Below are 15,365 nucleotides of genomic sequence, written 5' to 3'. Positions count from 1 at the left end.
CGCCCAAAGCGATTTGGACCCACTGTAGCCGCGAAATCTCTCAGCGCCCCAGGGGGCTCGGCAGCAAACACTGCCGACAACTGTGGAAGATTGTGTCCGGGCGGGACATTTTCAGGCGCTCAGGCCCCCTGCGCGGCAGTGCCTGTCGCCAGAATCACCTGGTTGCGCCCCGATTGCTTGGCCTGGTACAGGGCATCGTCGGCTCTCTTGAACCACGTGTCCGCAGGGGTGCAGGTGTCATGCACCCAGGCCAGGCCTATGCTCACCGTGACGGAAATCGGCGACCCCTGTATCTCGATGCGCAGCATGGCGACATGGGCGCACAGCCGCTCGGCAATCGCCTGGGCCTCCGCCTGCGTCACCGCTGGCAGGTAGACCACGAACTCCTCGCCTCCCATGCGCGCCAGCAGGTCCGAGCTGCGCAGTTGTCCTTGCAGGCACCGGGCAAACTCCACGAGCACCCGGTCACCCACGGCATGGCCGAAGCGGTCATTGATCTGCTTGAAGTGGTCGAGGTCCAGCTGGGCGATGGCGCTCTGGGGCGGCAGAAGAGCGGGTAGCCGCGATTCCAGCCAGCGCCGGTTGCCGGTTCCGGTCAGCGGGTCGGTGTGGGCCGCCTGCTCCAGCCGGATCTCGGCGCGTTCATTGGACAGTGCGGCCACCATGAGTGCCATGCCAAAGTGGCAGAACATCTGAACGTAGAACGCCCAGGCAAAGCCGGTGGAGCCGGCCGTGCCGCTGAGGATGTAGGCGAGCCGCAAGGCATAGATGCTGCCGCTCAGTCCCAGAAAGGCGGCCATCAGCATGCGTGAAGGCAGGGGCTCGCTGCGGCGGTCGCGCAGTATCTCGAATGTGCAGGCGGCCAGCACCAGTGTGGCCGTGGCGTGGAAGGCGCCTGCGCGCAGCAGGTTCTGCAGGGGAAATCCCGTGGCGATGCCCACCACCAGGCATGCCAGTGGCAGCAGCACCACGGCCCGCCAGGGCACCCGCCTGCGGCCGCTGAAGCCGCGCACCCCTGCCCAGAATAGGGCGTACCCGCCGGTACCCAGCAGCAGGCTGCCATGGGTCCACATCCACATCGGCAGGGCTGCGCTCTCGCCGCGCCAGGCCAGGATCGCCCCCACCGCCAGCATCAGATAGGCCGTAGCCAGAGGCGCCAGGCCCTGCGGCCGGCACGAGTGGCGGCGGATGTGAAAGATGCTCAGGGCACCGGCGATGAGAGAGGTGTTGTAGAGAAGGAGAACGGTGGCCAGGTCGAGCTGGAAGTCCATGGAGTCGTGTGCGCAGAGGTATCGCGCCGATTATCGAGGGGCACCATGACACCGCCCTGGCAGTCGCTTTTCAGCGCGGACAGGTGCCTGGCAGGCCGAACGTGGCTTCTGGCTACCTGGCGCGCCATGCTTGCCAGCGCTGGCGCCATTGGCGCTTGAGCACCCGGCCCACGCGCCAGGGCCAGGAGGCGCGCACACGGGCCAGCAGCACGGCCTTGATGCGCGTCCAGTGGCCATACAGCCAGGCAAACCAGCGCAGTTGCAGCAGGGCCGGCTGGGTGAGCGTGAACAGGCGCGCCAACACGGCCGTGCCCGCCAGCTTGGCGGCCACGATGATGAGCATGCCCAGCAGCACATGCCCCTGGCCGATGGTCCACAGCGCCAGCAGCTTGATGGGCAGCAGCATCAGCGAGGGCAGGGCGAACACCAGCACTGCGCCCCAGGGCGGCAGGCTGCGCACCGCGCCCTCGATCCAGCGCAGCCCGGGCCAGCGGCCGATGCGCGCCAGCACGCGCTGCAGCGGCTCCCAGCCCCATTCCTCGAAGACGATGAGCAGCGCCAGCAGCCAGCCGGCCAGGCCCGCGATCAGGCGCAGCGGCCACAGCAGCAGCTTGCGCAGGATGGGTGGCACGGTGGGTGGGCTGCGGGGCCGGGGGTCAGACGCCGCGCGCCCGATCGGCCTTGAACTGGGCGCGGAACTGGGCGAAGGTGCCCGCGTCCAGCGCCTCGCGCACCTCGCGCATCAGGTTCAGGTAGTAGTGCAGGTTGTGGATGCTGGTGAGCATGGGGCCCAGCATCTCGCCGCAGCGGTCCAGGTGGTGCTGGTAGGCGCGGCTGAAGCCCTCGCGCCCGCCTGCCTCCCACGAGATGCCGCTCTTGCCCGCGCAGGCGTGGCAGGTGCAGCTGGTGTCCAGGGGCTGGTGGTCGCTCTTGTGGCGGGCGTTGCGGATCTTGAGGTCGCCGTAGCGCGTGAACATGGTGCCGTTGCGTGCATTGCGCGTGGGCATCACGCAGTCGAACATGTCCACGCCCTGGGCCACGCCCTCCACCAGGTCCTCGGGCGTGCCCACGCCCATCAGGTAGCGCGGCTTGTGGGCTGGCAGCAGGTGCGGGGTGTGCGCCATGATGCGCAGCATCTCGTCCTTGGGCTCGCCCACGGAGACGCCGCCCACGGCGTAGCCGGGGAAGTCCATCTCCACCAGGCGCTCCAGCGACTCGGCGCGCAGGTTCTCGTACATGCCACCCTGCACGATGCCGAACAGTGCGTTGGGGTTGTTCAGCCGGTGGAACTCGTCCTGGCTGCGCTTGGCCCAGCGCAGGCTCATCTCCATGGACTGGCGCGCCTCGCGCTCGCTCGTCAGGTGGCCTTTGGTCTCGTAGGGCGTGCACTCGTCGAGCTGCATCACGATGTCGCTGTTGAGCGTGGTCTGGATCTGCATGCTCACCTCGGGCGACATGAACAGCTTGTCGCCGTTTACGGGGCTCGCGAAGGTCACGCCCTCCTCGGTGATCTTGCGCATGGCGCCCAGGCTCCAGACCTGGAAACCTCCCGAATCGGTGAGGATGGGCTTGTTCCACTGCTCGAAGCCGTGCAGGCCGCCGAAGCTCTCCATCACATCGAGTCCCGGGCGCATCCACAGGTGGAAGGTGTTCCCGAGGATGATCTGCGCGCCCATGTCGTGCAGGCTTTGCGGCATCACGCCCTTGACGGTGCCATAGGTGCCCACGGGCATGAAGATCGGTGTTTGCACCACGCCGTGGTTGAGCGTGAGCATGCCCCGGCGCGCGTGGCTGGCGGGGTCGGTGGTGAGAAGGTCAAACTGCAGCATGGGCCGCATTGTCCCAGACCGTGCGGTGCATGAGGCCATGGGTGCCGTTAGGCCCCTGTGTCGGTACACTGAACCCCATACCAACGGAAGGAGAACCCCATGTTCAAGATCCTGATTGCCGTGGACGGCTCGGACCTCTCCCTGGACGGCGTGCACCATGCCCTGGGCCTGGTGCGCCAGGGGCTGTCGGCCAGCATGGTGCTGGCCAATGTGCAGGAGCCCGCCACCCTTTATGAAATGGTGACAGCGCGCGACGCGGACCTGATTGCCGCCGCCAGCCTGGAAGCCGGGGAACACCTGATGGCCCCGGCCCGTGCCCTGCTCGATGCCGCTGGCGTTGCCTACGAAACCGACATCGGCGTAGGCGACGTGGCACACACCCTGGTGGACATGATCGAGCGCAGCGGCTGTGACTTGGTGGTGATCGGTGCGCGCGGGCAAGGGACCATCAGCAGTGCCCTGCTCGGCTCGGTGTCGCAGGAGGTGGCCCACGCGAGCTCCGTGCCGGTGACCATCGTCAAGCATGCCGACGTGGCGATGCAGGTGGAGCCGGAGCAGGAGGATGGCACGGCCGATGCCATGACCTGAAGCACATCCCCATGTGCCAAGGGCCGCATGAGCGGCCCTTGTGGCAGAGAGAATGCAGCAGAGGGGACCGTCAGGCCGCCTTGCGGAATGGTTCAGCCGTGCGCTGCAGCTTGCCGTGGGGCAGGCTGGCCAGGCGCGAGAACATGCGCCGCACATAGCCGTTGACCCACAGGCATTTGTTCAGCTCGTCCACCGGCAGCGGGCCCGACACCACCACGATGTCGTTGGCCATGTCCTGTGCCCCGGCCGCGCGCAGGCGGCGGCGCGTGTTGTTGGCCCAGGACTGGATGCGCGTAGGGCTGCCATGCTGGTGCACCTCGCCTGTGTGCGCATCGAAGGCGATGGCCACCGTATCGGTCTTGAGCTTGAACCTGCGTTCACCCGTCACGGCGCTGGGCTCATCGCGCATGTCGTACAGGTAGTAGCTGCCGGCCTTGAGCTGGTATTGCATGTCCATGGTGGTTCCTCTCTGGGGTCATTGTCGAGGGCGCACCACAGGGCAATCGCAGGGAATGGGGCCGGAAAACCGCTCTTATCGAAGCGTGTCCGCATGCAGCCATGCCAGTCGGTGCGCGTGCCATTGTGCGCGGCCCCTCGGCATGTGCAAATGAAACTTGACCGCAATTGAGTAACGGTTTGTGAGAGGCTTGGGCGAGCCACCTTCAACGGCGATTGAGATCGCCTGCCGATGGTAAAAAACGCACGGCAAAGGCTAGTGCCCCCGTGCAAGGGCCGCCCCGACGCACCGTGGGCGTCCCCCTCAGGGGGAAGGCGCGAAGCGACTCAGGGGGAGCCTAGAAGTCCACCAAGCTCAGCCCCAGGCTGAACACCGTGCGCTTGCGGTTGTAGTCGATCATGCTGTCGCCATAGCCGCTGAACAGCTGGGTGTGCAGGCGCAGGTTGCTCTTGCTGCCCAGGAAGCCCGAGCCCAGGGTCTGCAGCCATTCCACCCGCAGGGAGCCCCGGTCGCTGTTGGCCAGCGAATGGCGCATCGTGGCACCCAGGGTGTTGTCCTTGTCGTAGTTCCAGAAGGCGGCCAGTTCCAGGCGGCCCATGTAGTCGCTGATACCGGGGTTGTCGTCGCTGCTCGCGCTTTCGGAAAGGCGCTTCCACAGGCGGGCGCGCACGTTGATATCGTTGCCCAGTTCCAGCCCCGTCATCAGGTAGGCGCGGTTCCAGCTGCGCGACAACGGCTTGCTCTGGCCGTTGGACTGGTGCACCAGGCCGATGCCGCTGTAACGCCAGCGCCAGCCGAAGGGCAGCTTGGCGTCGGTGGGGTAGACGTACATCATTTCCGGCTCGTGATCGGTCGTGCGGAAGGGACGCGACAGCTCGGGCGTGAAAAGCTGCCAGTACGACTGCTGCGTGTAGCCGAACCACACCGAATCCTTGAGCGTGGGGTGGCCTTGGGTGAGCAGGCCCTGCGCGACCTTGGTGCGCACCGACAGCTGGATGCGGTTCTCCGTACGGCGGTAGGGCGTGGATTCGGTGGCCGAGCTGCCCTCTGCGGTCGACGTGGGCATGCGGTTCACGTTGCTGCCTGCCGCCACCGATACCGTGATGGGGCGGTAGCCACGGAAGCTGAAGGTGCCGCAGTCGCTGCCCGACTCCAGCTCCCAGAAGCGCGACAGATCGCTGTATTGCGGGTCGCGGCAGCCTTCGGTGCGCGCCACTTCGATGATGCGCGTGGCGGGCAGCGTGGTGTCCACCGGAGCCGGCACGGCGTTGGCCGCCTCGGCCGTGGCGGCGGGCGACTGCCAGGCCTGCTGGCCGGCCCACTGGTCGAAGCAGGCAAGGCGCGCCTGGTTGTCGTCGGGCAGTGCGGCGCAGCGGCGCCAGGCGGCCTGGTCTGCCTTGGTACTGCTGCCGGGAGCCATGGTCGGCGTGGCGGTCCCTTGGGCGAAGGCCGCGCCGGCGGGCGCCAGCACCGCCAGGGCGAGGGCTGCGGTGCGGCGGGCTGCAATCATGCCCGGCGTGCCAGCCTGCGCAGGTCGACGAGGCGTGGGAGAGAAGGTGCTGTGAGGTTGTTGCATGTGTCTGGTACTTCCTTGCGGCGATGGCTGTGGACGTCCTGGTCCGGCCAGATCGCTGGGTTTCGTGTCGGGGCCCATTCTTCCAGAGTCGGGCCGCCATGGGTTGTCGGCGCTGATCCCGACTTGCATGCCTTGGGTTCCGGGTGGGCCCATCATCATGGCGGCGGCGTGGCGCTGCCAGCCGCCTGAGCCTTGGCGGCAAACTCGGCGCGCAGTGCCCTGAGCTTCTCGCGCGGGTCCTCGCGCGCAGTGGTGCGGTCCAGCCCCATCTCGGCAATGAAGCGGCTGGGGCGGGCCTGCACCATCTCGCGGCCCTTCTTGCGCCGCTTGGTCCAGCTCACAGCCAGGGTGCGCTGGGCGCGGGTGATGCCCACGTACATCAGGCGGCGCTCTTCCTGCAGGCGCTGCTGCGTGTCCTCGGCCACCACCTTCTGGCGGCCCTCGTCGTCATCGAGCTTGAAGGGCAGCATGCCCTCGGTCACGCCCACCAGGATCACGTGCGGCCACTCCAGCCCCTTGGAGGCGTGCAGGGTCGAGAGCACCACCATGTCCTGCTCCTTCTCGCGCTCCGAAATGGTCGACAGCAGGGCGATGGTCTGCGAGACCTCCAGCAGGCTCTTGCTCTCGGCCGCCACGGGCGTGCCCGAGGTGTCGTCGATCTGGCCGCCAGCACGCTGGGCCATCCAGTCGCAGAATTCGAGCACGTTGGTCCAGCGCGCGGCGGCCACGGTCTCGCTGTCTTCGCCGTCGTACAGGTGCTGCTCGTAGCCGATTTCCTTGAGCCAGTCGGCCAGGAAGGCGCGCGAGGCCTCGGCGCCGTGCGTGTGCCGGGCGCGGTGTTCCAGGTCGTTGATGTAGCGGCCGAACTCGTGCAGGCCATCGAGCGCGCGCTTGGGCACGGCCGCCGGCAGCATGCCGTTGAACAGCGCGGCGAACATGCTCTGCTTGTGCTGGGTGGAGAACTCACCCAGGGAGCCCAGCGTGGTGTGCCCGATGCCGCGCTTGGGGCTGGTGATGGAACGCAGGAAGGCCGGGTCGTCGTCGTTGTTGATCCACAGGCGGAACCAGGCGCACAGGTCCTTGATCTCCGCGCGGTCGAAGAAGCTCGTGCCGCCCGACACCTTGTAGGGGATGTTCTGCCGGCGCAGCGCCTTCTCGAAGGGTTTGGCCTGGTGATTGGCGCGGTACAGGATGGCGAACTGCTTCCAGTCCGGCGGCGGGTTGGCTGCCGCGCGCAGGCTCATGATGCGCGCCACGGCGCGCTCGGCCTCGTGTTCCTCGCTGTCGGCGTCGATCACGCGCACGGGCTCGCCCTCGCCCAGTTCGCTGAACAGCGTCTTGGGAAACAGCTTGGGGTTGGGCCCGATCACGTTGTTCGCCGCGCGCAGGATGGCGCTGGTGGAGCGGTAGTTCTGCTCCAGCTTGATGACCTGCAGGGTCGGGAAATCGATGGGCAGTTTGCGCAGGTTGTCCAGGGTGGCGCCGCGCCAGCCGTAGATGGACTGGTCATCGTCCCCCACCGCCGTGAAGCGGGCGCGCTCGCCTACCAGCAGCTTGAGCAACTCGTACTGCGTGGAATTGGTGTCCTGGTACTCGTCGACCAGCACGTGGCCCAGCAGCGCCTGCCACTTGGCGCGCACCTCGGGGAAATCGCGCAGCAGGCGCAGCGGCATGCCGATCAGGTCGTCGAAGTCCACGCTCTGGTAGGCGGCCAGGCGCTCCTCGTAGCGCGCCATCAGCACGGCAATGCTGCGCTCGTTGTCGTCTGCCGCCTGCGCAAGCGCCTCGTCGGACGTGAGACCCTTGTTCTTCCAGGCGCTGATGACCCACTGCCACTGGCGCGCGGTGGCCATGTCGACCGTGCCGCCGGCGGCTTCCTTGAGGATGCCGGTCACGTCGTCGGCATCCATGATGCTGAACTGGGGCTTGAGGCCCAGCACCGAGCCGTCCTCGCGCACCATGCGCACCCCCAGGGCATGGAAGGTGCAGATCAGCACGTCCTTGGCACGCCGGCCGATGAGGCCCTTGGCGCGCTCGCGCATTTCGGAGGCGGCCTTGTTCGTGAAGGTGATGGCCGCAATGCGCTTGGGATCGAGCCCGCGCTCGATCATGTGCGCGATCTTCTGGGTGATCACCCGCGTCTTGCCCGACCCGGCGCCCGCCAGCACGAGGCAGGGACCCTCGGTGTAGTGGACAGCCTGGAGCTGGGCGAGGTTGAGACCGAAAGACATGGGGGAAGCAGCGGGCAGGGAAGGGTGACGCGCACAGCGCGGGAGGGCGCGCGGCGTGCTTTCGGCAAGGGGGTGGCGAATCATACCTTGGGCACCTCGCGAGCCCCGTTGTGAACAATTGACCACAGAAAGGTCAACTACTGTCACAAAACCTGGCTGATACGGTTTTGTACTGGTCGCGAATGGAGGGCTCACTTAAACTGATTAGTTGCTTTCTGCACCACGGGGTATTTGTGTGAAGACCAATCTGAAGGGGGATTTGGCAACCAGCTTGCTGGCTCCCGCACTGCGCGCGCGGTTTTCAGAATTGTTTGGCGTGGCCTCGCGCAAATCGGTGTTCGCGTGGCGCGAGTCGCCCCTGGCCCAGGCGCAGGTGGCCATGCTCGACGTATCGTCCAACCTGATGCGCCTGCAGCCGATGCCCGCGTGCGTGATCTGGGTGGGCCACGAACAGCCTGGCGCACGCTTTGCGCAGACCTGGGTGGGGCGCCTGCCGCAGGACTACACCGTGGCCGACCTGATCGACATCCTCGATCGTGCGGCGGTCTTCCTGCTCGACTGGAAGGCGCGGCAGAATGCCGCCCCCATCGCCGTGGCGGTGCAGGCTGCGCCCCCTGCGCCCACGCCTGCCCCTGCGGCACAGCCAGCGCGGTCGTTTGCCCACAGCACCATACAGCCTGCAGCGCCTGCCGCCGTGGGTTCGGCCGCCATGGCCGCCGCGCAGGGTAGTCGTTACCGCCTGGGCTCCTGGGTGTTCCTGGGCGCCCCGTTCGACAGTGCAGGCTACGTCAGCGCCCTGGCCCTGCTGGCCCGCCAGCCCGTGACGGCGCATCAGCTGCAAGCGCACAGCGGCCTGGAGCCCGCCATGGTGGCCATGCTGCTGCGGGAGCTGGCGCATCGCAAGGTGCTGCAGGTGATTGCCCCCACCCAGGCGGTGCCCGCTGCGGCCTCGCCGTCCCGCGCGGGCGGTGCCGTGTCCCAGGGCTTCGTGCGTCGCCTGTCCCACTGGCTGACAGGAGCCAACCGCCCATGAATGCTTCGGTAAAGACCTATTCCAGCGCTGCCCCCATGCCGCGCATCGCCTTCATGGGCCCCATGGGCGTGGGCAAGACCACGGCCATCCGTGCGCTGTGCGGCGACGACATGGTCGCCTCCGACGTGCCCAACCTGGACCGCCAGGCCCACGCCAAGGAGTTCACCACCGTGGGCGCCGAGTTCGGCCAGATCGACCTGGGCGATGGCGAGTTCGTGCAGGTCTGCGGCTGCCCGGGGCAGGACCGCTTCGACTTCCTGCGCCAGTGGGTCGTGTCCGCCTCGGTGGGCGTGTTCGTCATGGTCGACGCCAATGCGCCCGATGCCATGCAGGCCGCAGGTGCCCTGCTGGCCGAGGCTGCGGCGGCCGAGCACCCACCGCTGGCCCTGGTGCTCAGCACCCGCCCGGCATCTGCCGCCACCATGCAGGGCTTTGCCGATGGATTGCAGGCCGCCGGCCATGGCGTGGTGCCGGTGCTGCAGGTGGATGTGAGAAAGCGTGCCGACGTGCTGCAGGCGCTCGGCGTGCTTGTGTCGATGTTGTCCCTGCGCAGCGAGTCCCCATGAAAAGCAGTTTCCCCCTGATTTCCGAAGCACTGGCCCAGACGGCCCAGCGCGCTCTTGATACCCATGCCGCGCCCATCAGCGGCCTGCAGCTGGCCCTGCTGGCCACACCCGATGGCTTTGAGATCGCCTGCCTGCGCAACCGCAGCGACCTGCAGGCCAACCGCCTGTCGGCCATGGCCAGTTCGCTCATGGCCATGGCCCGTGCCGTGGGCCGCGAGATCCAGAGCCCCCAGTGCAAGCGCCTGACCTTCGAGGCCGAGGGCAGCACCGTGGTCTTCCAGTCCATCGATGCGCCGGTGCCCTGCATCCTGTGCCTGGTGCTGGGCAGCGATGCCCTGCTCGGCCGCGCCCTGTGGGCGGCCGGCGAGGTGATGCAGGAGATGTCCCGGGCCTGACCGGTCTCTGGTCGATGCATTTCGGGCGCTGGCTTTCATTGGCGGTCAGCGTTCACTCTCCCTTCCAGCCAGTGTGAATGAACGACAAGGAAACGAAAAATGGCGACTCTCAATGAATCCCTGAACCAGCTGCAGGCCGTGGAAGGTGCGCTGTGCGCCGCCATCGTGGACAGTGGCAGCGGCATGCTGCTGGGCAGCATCGGCACGGGGGTGGACATGGAACTGGCCGCCGCCGGCAACACCGAAGTCGTGCGTGCCAAGAACAAGACCATGCAGGCGCTGGGCCTGCAGGACACCATCGACGACATCCTGATCACACTGGGCAAGCAGTACCACATCATCCGCCCCCTGGCCACCAAGGAAGGCATCTTCATCTACCTGGTGCTCGACAAGGCGCGCGCCAACCTGGCCCTGGCCCGCCGCAAGGTGCAGGACGTCGAGAAGCTGATCGAATTCTGACGGCACGCGCTGGCACGCGCCTTCCTGCGGGAAACCCCGCTGTCCCAGGTCTGTTGGCACTTTGATACTGCACTGACCAACGAGACAAGCCCGAAAGGCCGTGCCATGCCGACCAAGAGCCTCGCGCCATCGCGCCCCATAGCCACTGCGCCGCAACATGCAGGGTGGAGTGGGGCATTTTTCATTCTGGGCGCCTGTGTGGCGATGGCCCTGGCTGCGCTGCCTGCCCGCGCGCAGATCGGCAACACGGCCCCGGTGCGCATCGGCGTGGTGGGGCCGTTCACCGGGGCATCGGCCGACTTCGGCGTGCCCATGCTCAACGGCATTCGCATGGCGGTGGACGAGATCAATGCCGGCGGCGGCTACCTGGGCCGGCCGCTCGAGCTGGTGGTCAAGGACGATGCGGCCAACCCCGACCAGGGGCGCAAGGTCTCGCAGGACCTGCTGGCTGAGAAGGTGGTCGCCACCATCGGCTTTTGCAACACCGGCGTGGCGATGAAGGCCATCGACCTGTTCCAGGACGCCAAATCGCCGCTCATCGTGCCCTGCGCGTCGGGCACGGCCGTCACCGCCAAGTACCCGCCGGCCGACAGCTACATCTTTCGCGTGCAGGGGCGCGACGCGCTGCAGGCCCCCTTCATGGTGGAAGACATCGTCAAGCGCGGCTGGGACAAGGTTGCCATCTTCGCCGACAAGACCGGCTATGGCGAAGGCGGCTACAACGACGTGGTGGCCGCGCTGGCCGCCAAGAACCTGAAACCCGTGCATGTGGCACGCTTCGACCTGGGGGTGAAGGACCTCACCGCCGAGCTCGCAGCCGCGCGCACCGCAGGTGCCAACGTGGTCTTCAGCTACACCGTGGGGCAGGAGAACGCCGTCATCGCCAATGGCAAGAAGACCCTGGGCTGGAAGGCGCCGCAGGTGGGGCCGTGGACCCTGTCGTTCCCTTACTTCCTTGATGGCGCGCGCGATGCGGCCGAGGGTGCCCTGATGGTGCAGACCTTCATCGCCGAGCCGAGCAACGAACGCCGTGCCTCCTTTCTGTCGAGCTACACGCGCAAGTTCCAGCGCAAGCTGGCCGTGCCCATGGCGGCAGCCAATGCCTACGATGCCACCTATTTGCTCATGTACTCCTTCCTGGGCATCCGCGACGGCAACCTCAACGGCCCGGCGCTCAAGGAATCGCTGGAGGGCAAGATGAAGACCTACTACGGCGTGGTCGCCACCTACGACAAACCGTTCAGCACCGCCGACAAGGACGCCATCACGCGCAACATGCTGGTGATCGGCGCGGTGAAGAACGGCGCCATCACGTTTGCCTATCCCGAGGATGCCAAGCGCAATTTGATCATCCAGCGCAAGCAGTGAGGGGCCGCCTGGGCGCCCTGGTGCCCGCCAGGGGCGATGGCGCCCACCTGACTTTGCGCTGACCGCCTGCGGTATCCATCGCCCGTGCGGGGCTTGGCCGCGCCGACAATATCTTCCGTGCTATCCGTCCTCCTCATCACCTTCCCCTTCTTCGCACTGGTGCTGTGCGGCTACCTCGCCGCCCGGCGGGGCGTGCTGCCGCAGCCGGCCATTCCGGGGCTCAACGCCTTCGTGCTGTTCTTCGCGCTGCCCTGCATGCTGTACCGCTTTGGCGCCAGCACGCCGATCGCGCAACTGCTCGATCCGGCCGTGGCCGGTGTCTATGTGCTGTGTGCGTTGGTCATGGTGGCGGGCACGGTGGCGTTCACGCGCCGCGGGCGCATCGGCTGGAACGACGCGGCCTTCGGCGCGCTGGTGGCCGCGTTTCCCAACACCGGCTTCATGGGCGTGCCGCTGCTCGTGGCGCTGCTGGGTGCGCAGGCCGCGGGGCCCGCCATCGTGACCATTGCGGTGGACATGCTGGTCACTAGCTCGCTGTGCATCGCCCTCTCGCGCCTGGACGGCGCGGGCACGCACGGCGTGGGTGTGGCGCTGCGCAATGCCTTCAAGGGCATGGTGAAAAATCCCATGCCCTGGTCCATCGCCCTCGGTGCGCTGGCATCGGCGCTCAGTTTCAAGCTCCCCGGCCCGGTGGACCGCACCGTGGCCATGCTGGCCGATGCGGCTTCGCCCGTGGCACTGTTCACCATCGGCGCGGTGCTGGCCCGCTCCCAGATGAACCAGCATGAACAGGTTCCTGCCCGCGAGTACGTGCCGGTGGCACTGGCCAAGCTGCTGGTGCACCCGGTGCTGGTGTGGGGCGCGGGCACGGTAGCCATGGCCATGGGCGTGCCGCTCACGCCCTTTGCGCTTACTGTGCTGGTGCTGGTGGCTGCCCTGCCCAGCGCCAGCAACGTCTCGCTGCTGGCCGAGCGCTTTGGCGCCAACAACGGGCGCGTGGCGCGGATCATTCTGGTGTCTACGGCGTTGGCGTTTTTGAGCTTCTCTGGCGCAGTGGCTTTGCTGACTTGAATTCTCCGCAAAGCAAAACAGCCCACCGAAGTGGGCTGTTCCGTTTGGGCGAAAACGGGATCAGTTGACGAAGGCTTCGCTGTTCTGGATCTGCGGTGCAGCCAGGGCTGCAGGCTTTTGCTGGCTGCGTACGGGGGCATCGCGGCTCAGATTGGGAGCCTGGGCTGATTTGTTATCCTGGAGCATTACGCGGAGCTTCTGCAGGCTTTCCTGGAAGGTCCCTGCCAGCCGGTCGGCCTCTTCTCGGTTGTTGACAAGGTAGGGGGTGATGGTGATCAGCAGTTCCGTTTTAGTCTTGTTTTTGCTCGTATTGCCAAACAGCCCGCCCACAACAGGAATGTCTTTGAGCAGGGGAATTCCATTGATGGTGTTGTCGCCTCGTTCTTCGATCAGGCCAGCAAGCATGATGGTCTTGCCGTCTTCGATGGTGGCATCCGTGGTTACCTTGCGCTTTTGAAAGCTAGGGTACTCGGCGCCACCTGCCGCCACGTTGGGCCCCAGGCTACTGACTTCCTGCGAAATGCTCAGCGTGACACGTCCAGTAGAGGTGATGCTGGGCTTGACCTCCAGCAAAATGCCCGTGGGCCGATACTGCACCGAGTTGGAGGTGGAATTCGAAGTGCCGAGCAAGCTGCTGTTGGGCGTGGATACAGTCTGCGTGACGATTGGAATTTCGCGGCCTACCTCTATCTTGGCGATTTTTCCATCGCTGGCCAACACGTGTGGTGTGGACATTACGTTCACGTTGGTGTCTTTGGCAAGCACGTTGAGCAGACCAATCACTTGGCCAGCGCTGCCAAAAACAGCGTAATTCAGTCCAGAGCCGGTACCGGTAACCGCTGGGGTTGCGCCAGACACGGAAACAGCGCCAACGTTTGCTGGGACGGGTGAGCCGTCAAGCCCGAAGAAGCCTGGCCAGCTTTTGCCTCCGGTGCTCAGTGCAGATTTGATCCACCACTCCACGCCGTACTGCAGCGCGTCAGTCAGTGAGACTTCTGCAACCATTACTTGCACCAATACCTGACGCGGCGATGCATCCAGCCGCTCCAGTACCTTGCGCACCTGTTGATAGTCCTGTGGCGACGCGCGCACGATCAGCGTATTGGTTTCCGTGTCCGCTATCACCTGCACCGAGCCACCCAGGCCAGGGGCGGTGCCAGTCGTGCCTTGCGAAGGCGTGTTGCCCCGTTCAATGGTGCGTGCAGTGGAGCTGTTGTTCTGGTTGTTGGTACCACCGGCGGCGGCACCTGCCAGGCCTGTGCTGCTACCGGTAGCGCCCGTAGCCGAACCGAAGGCCGTTCCTGATGCCGATGGCAACGCCGAAGCCCCTGTATTCGCATTGTTCTGCGTCGGCGCCGACCCGCCAAAAATCTGCGTCACCAGGCTCGCCAGATTCGCCGCATTCCCATTGGCCACCGGGTACACATGCACGAACGAACCCAGCCCATTGCGCGGCTCGGCGTCCAGCGTCTTGATCCACTGCTCTGCCGTCTGCAGCAGAGCGGGGTTGGCGGCAGCCACCATCACCGCATTCATGCGCGCCACGGGCAGGAAGTAGGTCTTGTTGGCGTCGGTGCCTGCCTTGTTGAAGATGCCCGAGGTCTTGAAGATGGCGTCGAGCTCCTTGGCCACGTCGGCCGCTTCGCTGTGCGCCAACGGGAACAGCTTGATCTGTACCTGGCTCACGTAGTCGGAGTCCAGGGTCTTGACCATTTCCACGATCTTCTCGACGTTGGCCGCGCGGTCGACCACGATCAGGTAGCGGTTGGACGGGTCGTTGGTGATGGCCGCCTGCGCGCCGACAAAACCGCGCAGGGTGTTGGCCAACTGGTTGGCCTGCACGAACTGCAGCGGGATGATCTGCATCACCGACGAGGCCGGGCCCACGCCCTGGCCGATGCCGCTGTCGCGCACGGCATTGGTGTCGCGCAGCACCTTGTAGATCTTGCCCTGGCGCACGATGGAGATGTTGCTTGCCGCGAGCGCCGTCTCCAGCGTGCTGTAGATGTCGGCCATGCTGATGGCGCCGGTGCTCTTGAGCGTGACGCGGCCCTGCACTGTGGGGTCGATCACGTAGTCGAGCTTGAGCACCTCGCCGAGCACGACCTGGATCACCTCGTAGATGTCGGCATTGTCGAACTTGAGCGTCACGCCCGGGTTGGGGGTGTTGGACAGCACCGCGCCGGGGTTGCCGCCCGCAGGCGCTGCGGCAGTACCAGGGGCGGGCATGGCCATGGGGGCCGGCATGGCGGGCGCTGCCGCAGCAGGGGCCGTTGCCGGTGTTGTGGCCGGTGCAACGGCGCCGCCCGCCTGCGGGGGCTGCATGGTGATGCCGGGCAGGCTGAAGCCGCCGGGCACGGGGGTGCCGCTGCCGCTGGGCACTGCAGGCATGGGCTGGCCGGTGAAGGGGTTGATCGGTGCCTGCTGGGCCATCGCCAGTTGCGTGGCCGCCAGTGTGGGCAGGAGCATGCTCACAGCGGTCAGTTTGCGCAGCATGGGAGGAATGGATTTTTTCATTGCA

At 66.3% G+C, this 15,365-nt stretch carries 14 protein-coding genes; 7 read left to right on the top strand and 7 right to left on the bottom strand.

The genetic code is table 11. The features are described 5' to 3' along the window. Positions 1-119: 119 nt before the first annotated feature. From QYL93_RS16110 to tgt, 3 genes are all read right to left on the bottom strand, one after another. Positions 120-1,271: a GGDEF domain-containing protein gene (locus QYL93_RS16110; protein ID WP_305744585.1), complete on the bottom strand. Its 1,152-nt coding sequence runs from the start codon at positions 1,269-1,271 to the stop codon at positions 120-122. Positions 1,272-1,383: 112 nt separating this feature from the next. Further along, a complete protein-coding gene (locus QYL93_RS16105) occupies positions 1,384-1,902 on the bottom strand; it encodes a hypothetical protein (protein WP_305744584.1) in 519 nt (172 codons plus the stop codon). A 25-nt stretch (positions 1,903-1,927) separates the two neighbouring features. Beyond that, on the bottom strand, positions 1,928-3,100 hold the full coding sequence (gene tgt / locus QYL93_RS16100) for a tRNA guanosine(34) transglycosylase Tgt (RefSeq protein WP_305744583.1): 1,173 nt from the start codon (positions 3,098-3,100) through the stop codon (positions 1,928-1,930). 99 nt (positions 3,101-3,199) lie between these two features. On the opposite strand from tgt, the gene QYL93_RS16095 reads away from it, so the two are divergent. Further along, positions 3,200-3,688 carry a universal stress protein gene (locus QYL93_RS16095; protein WP_305744582.1) on the top strand — a complete coding sequence of 163 codons (489 nt, stop codon included), beginning with the start codon at positions 3,200-3,202 and terminating at the stop codon, positions 3,686-3,688. 70 nt (positions 3,689-3,758) lie between these two features. Here the strand turns inward: QYL93_RS16095 and QYL93_RS16090 are convergent, their stop codons facing one another. The 3 genes from QYL93_RS16090 to QYL93_RS16080 all read right to left on the bottom strand — a co-directional run bounded on the left by QYL93_RS16090 (position 3,759) and on the right by QYL93_RS16080 (position 7,952). Next, positions 3,759-4,145: a hypothetical protein gene (locus QYL93_RS16090; protein WP_057204010.1), complete on the bottom strand. Its 387-nt coding sequence runs from the start codon at positions 4,143-4,145 to the stop codon at positions 3,759-3,761. A gap of 337 nt (positions 4,146-4,482) precedes the next feature. Then, positions 4,483-5,655: a phospholipase A gene (locus QYL93_RS16085; RefSeq protein WP_305744711.1), complete on the bottom strand. Its 1,173-nt coding sequence runs from the start codon at positions 5,653-5,655 to the stop codon at positions 4,483-4,485. Between the two features lie 221 nt (positions 5,656-5,876). After that, positions 5,877-7,952 (bottom strand): ATP-dependent helicase, encoded by a 2,076-nt coding sequence (locus QYL93_RS16080; RefSeq protein WP_305744581.1) that lies wholly within the window; start codon positions 7,950-7,952, stop codon positions 5,877-5,879. A 316-nt stretch (positions 7,953-8,268) separates the two neighbouring features. Here QYL93_RS16080 and QYL93_RS16075 point away from each other — a divergent pair, with 316 nt between their 5' ends. The 6 genes from QYL93_RS16075 (at position 8,269) to QYL93_RS16050 (ending at position 12,844) form a co-directional block, all read left to right on the top strand. Beyond that, complete coding sequence (locus QYL93_RS16075; RefSeq protein ID WP_305744580.1) at positions 8,269-8,985, top strand: hypothetical protein; 717 nt, start codon at positions 8,269-8,271, stop codon at positions 8,983-8,985. Continuing rightward, on the top strand, positions 8,982-9,551 hold the full coding sequence (locus QYL93_RS16070) for an ATP/GTP-binding protein (RefSeq protein ID WP_305744579.1): 570 nt from the start codon (positions 8,982-8,984) through the stop codon (positions 9,549-9,551). Before QYL93_RS16075 ends, QYL93_RS16070 begins: the two co-directional genes overlap by 4 nt. Then, on the top strand, positions 9,548-9,946 hold the full coding sequence (locus tag QYL93_RS16065) for a roadblock/LC7 domain-containing protein (protein WP_305744578.1): 399 nt from the start codon (positions 9,548-9,550) through the stop codon (positions 9,944-9,946). Before QYL93_RS16070 ends, QYL93_RS16065 begins: the two co-directional genes overlap by 4 nt. Before the next feature lie 99 nt (positions 9,947-10,045). Beyond that, positions 10,046-10,405: a hypothetical protein gene (locus QYL93_RS16060; RefSeq protein WP_305744577.1), complete on the top strand. Its 360-nt coding sequence runs from the start codon at positions 10,046-10,048 to the stop codon at positions 10,403-10,405. A 204-nt stretch (positions 10,406-10,609) separates the two neighbouring features. Further along, complete coding sequence (locus QYL93_RS16055) at positions 10,610-11,773, top strand: ABC transporter substrate-binding protein (RefSeq protein ID WP_057268597.1); 1,164 nt, start codon at positions 10,610-10,612, stop codon at positions 11,771-11,773. 117 nt (positions 11,774-11,890) lie between these two features. Further along, positions 11,891-12,844 carry an AEC family transporter gene (locus tag QYL93_RS16050; RefSeq protein ID WP_305744576.1) on the top strand — a complete coding sequence of 318 codons (954 nt, stop codon included), beginning with the start codon at positions 11,891-11,893 and terminating at the stop codon, positions 12,842-12,844. Between the two features lie 60 nt (positions 12,845-12,904). On the opposite strand, the gene gspD is transcribed toward QYL93_RS16050, so the two are convergent. Further along, positions 12,905-15,361, bottom strand: coding sequence for a type II secretion system secretin GspD (gene gspD / locus QYL93_RS16045; RefSeq protein WP_305744575.1), 2,457 nt, complete (start codon positions 15,359-15,361; stop codon positions 12,905-12,907). Between the last annotated feature and the right edge of the window lie 4 nt (positions 15,362-15,365).

The organism is Acidovorax sp. A1169 (assembly GCF_030704685.1).
Lineage (GTDB): Bacteria > Pseudomonadota > Gammaproteobacteria > Burkholderiales > Burkholderiaceae_C > Acidovorax.
Note: the sequence above shows the minus strand (reverse complement) of the source record. Positions and strands in the feature narration are given on the sequence as shown.

Coding starts and splice junctions, on each gene's coding strand:
- QYL93_RS16065 (WP_305744578.1), top strand. CDS start 9,548: ATGAAAAGCAGTTTCCCCCTGATTTCCGAAGCACTGGCCCAGACGGCC.
- gspD (WP_305744575.1), bottom strand. CDS start 15,361: ATGAAAAAATCCATTCCTCCCATGCTGCGCAAACTGACCGCTGTGAGC.
- QYL93_RS16095 (WP_305744582.1), top strand. CDS start 3,200: ATGTTCAAGATCCTGATTGCCGTGGACGGCTCGGACCTCTCCCTGGAC.
- QYL93_RS16110 (WP_305744585.1), bottom strand. CDS start 1,271: ATGGACTTCCAGCTCGACCTGGCCACCGTTCTCCTTCTCTACAACACC.
- QYL93_RS16080 (WP_305744581.1), bottom strand. CDS start 7,952: ATGTCTTTCGGTCTCAACCTCGCCCAGCTCCAGGCTGTCCACTACACC.
- QYL93_RS16070 (WP_305744579.1), top strand. CDS start 8,982: ATGAATGCTTCGGTAAAGACCTATTCCAGCGCTGCCCCCATGCCGCGC.
- QYL93_RS16085 (WP_305744711.1), bottom strand. CDS start 5,655: ATGATTGCAGCCCGCCGCACCGCAGCCCTCGCCCTGGCGGTGCTGGCG.
- QYL93_RS16055 (WP_057268597.1), top strand. CDS start 10,610: ATGGCCCTGGCTGCGCTGCCTGCCCGCGCGCAGATCGGCAACACGGCC.
- QYL93_RS16060 (WP_305744577.1), top strand. CDS start 10,046: ATGGCGACTCTCAATGAATCCCTGAACCAGCTGCAGGCCGTGGAAGGT.
- tgt (WP_305744583.1), bottom strand. CDS start 3,100: ATGCTGCAGTTTGACCTTCTCACCACCGACCCCGCCAGCCACGCGCGC.
- QYL93_RS16090 (WP_057204010.1), bottom strand. CDS start 4,145: ATGGACATGCAATACCAGCTCAAGGCCGGCAGCTACTACCTGTACGAC.